This window comes from Sphingomonas sp. FW306-1B-B10E (assembly GCF_058782005.1).
Window position 1 is genome coordinate 1 of record NZ_JBYSXG010000113.1, and the last position, 1,526, is coordinate 1,526.

A 1,526-nucleotide genomic window follows, 5' to 3' on the forward strand; every position below is an offset into this window, starting at 1 on the left:
CCCCCTGCCCCTCCCTTGCAGGGAGGGGAGTTACTGATGGCTGCCGCACGCGCGCCCCACGGCACCAACCAGCCGCCGAAGATCATCGTCAAGAAGATCTTCGTCGAGGGCCATGGCGGTCATCACGGCGGCGCGTGGAAGGTCGCTTATGCCGATTTCGTCACGGCGATGATGGCGTTCTTCCTCTTGCTCTGGCTGCTCGGCGCGACGACGGAGAAGCAGCGCAAGGCGCTCGCCGACTATTTCGCGCCGACCCTGGTCGAGCTCCGCCAGAACAGCGCCGGGTCGAACGGGCTGCTCGGCGGCGATGCGCTCAACGCCAAGGACAATTATCCCAACAGGGCGTCGCAGACCGGCACCAAGTCGCTGACCGTGCCGGTCGGCGGCGTTGGCGGCCAGCAAGTCGGCACCGGCGAGAAGGGCACGCTCAAGGACCAGCGCGCGTTGACCGAGCAGGACCAGAAGAACTTCAACCAGACCGCCAAGGCGATCCAGAACAAGATGCGGGCAAGGCCGCAGCTCGCCAAGCTCGCCAAGCACATCCGCTTCGTCGCGACCCGCGACGGAATGCGGATCGACCTGCTCGACGACGCCAATTATTCGATGTTCGATCTGGGCACGACCGCTTTGGTTACCGACGCGAGCGCGCTGATCGGCACGATCGCCGAGAGCATAGCGGGGATGGACAACCCGATCATGATTCGCGGGCACACCGACAGTCTCGGCTATGGCGACCCGCGCAACATGAACAATTGGATGCTCTCGAGCGGCCGCGCCGAGGCGACGCGCCGGCGGCTGTTCGCCGGCGGCGTGCCCGAGACTCGCTTCGAGCGGATCGAGGGCGTCGCCGATCGCGAGCCGCTGATCGTCGAGACCCCGACCGATCCGCGCAACCGCCGCGTCTCGATCACCCTGCTCTACCGCCGGATCATGGACTCGGACAAAGGCGAGCGTTTCGAGCGGCGGATCAAGCAGCCGGTGCTGGCGTCGCGCTAAGCCAACCGATCAGAAGAACTGCTTGCGGAAGGTAAGCCGGACGACGCGCCCGAGCGGGTCGACCAGGTTGGGCGCGTAGGCCGCCGGCACCGCGCCGTTCGAGTCGATCACGCGCTGGCGCGCATTGAACAGGTTCTCGACCCGAAGCTGGACCCGCGACCCGCGGAACCACGGATGCTTGAGCAGGAAGTCGAAATCCTGGCCCGGATTGAACTCCGCGAGCAGTCCGATCGTCGCGAGGCTGCTAAAGTCGAGTTGGGTCTGGCTGCCGATCGCCCCGGTGGTGCTCCGCCATCCGCTCTGCCACGCGCCGGTGGCCTGGAGCAGCCAGGCGTCGCGCTTGACCGCGGCGAGCGCGTCGACCTGATGCGCCGCGGTGCCTTGTGCGCTCGACCCGTCGAGCCGGTCGATCTCGGGCAGGCCCGGGCGGATGCGGACCTCGTCCTTGAGGATCCATGTGTGGTTGAGCGTGAAGCGGACGATGTTGCCGCCGCCAAAGCCGCCGCGTCCGCCGCCGCCCCCACCGAAGC

Annotated in this window: 1 protein-coding gene and 1 pseudogene; one reads left to right on the forward strand and one right to left on the reverse strand. The window is 67.2% G+C overall.

Going from position 1 to position 1,526, the window contains the following annotated elements; translation table 11 throughout:
- Positions 1-36: 36 nt before the first annotated feature.
- The gene (locus AC3WJI_RS21600; protein WP_492759368.1) at positions 37-996 is read left to right on the forward strand and encodes a flagellar motor protein MotB; all 960 of its coding nucleotides are present in this window, start codon (positions 37-39) and stop codon (positions 994-996) included.
- A gap of 9 nt (positions 997-1,005) precedes the next feature.
- Here the strand turns inward: AC3WJI_RS21600 and AC3WJI_RS21605 are convergent.
- A pseudogene (locus AC3WJI_RS21605) lies at positions 1,006-1,526 on the reverse strand (TonB-dependent receptor); the annotation flags it as partial.

Excerpts from the sequence above, each read along its gene's own strand:
- AC3WJI_RS21600 (WP_492759368.1), top strand. The coding sequence starts at position 37 with ATGGCTGCCGCACGCGCGCCCCACGGCACCAACCAGCCGCCGAAGATC.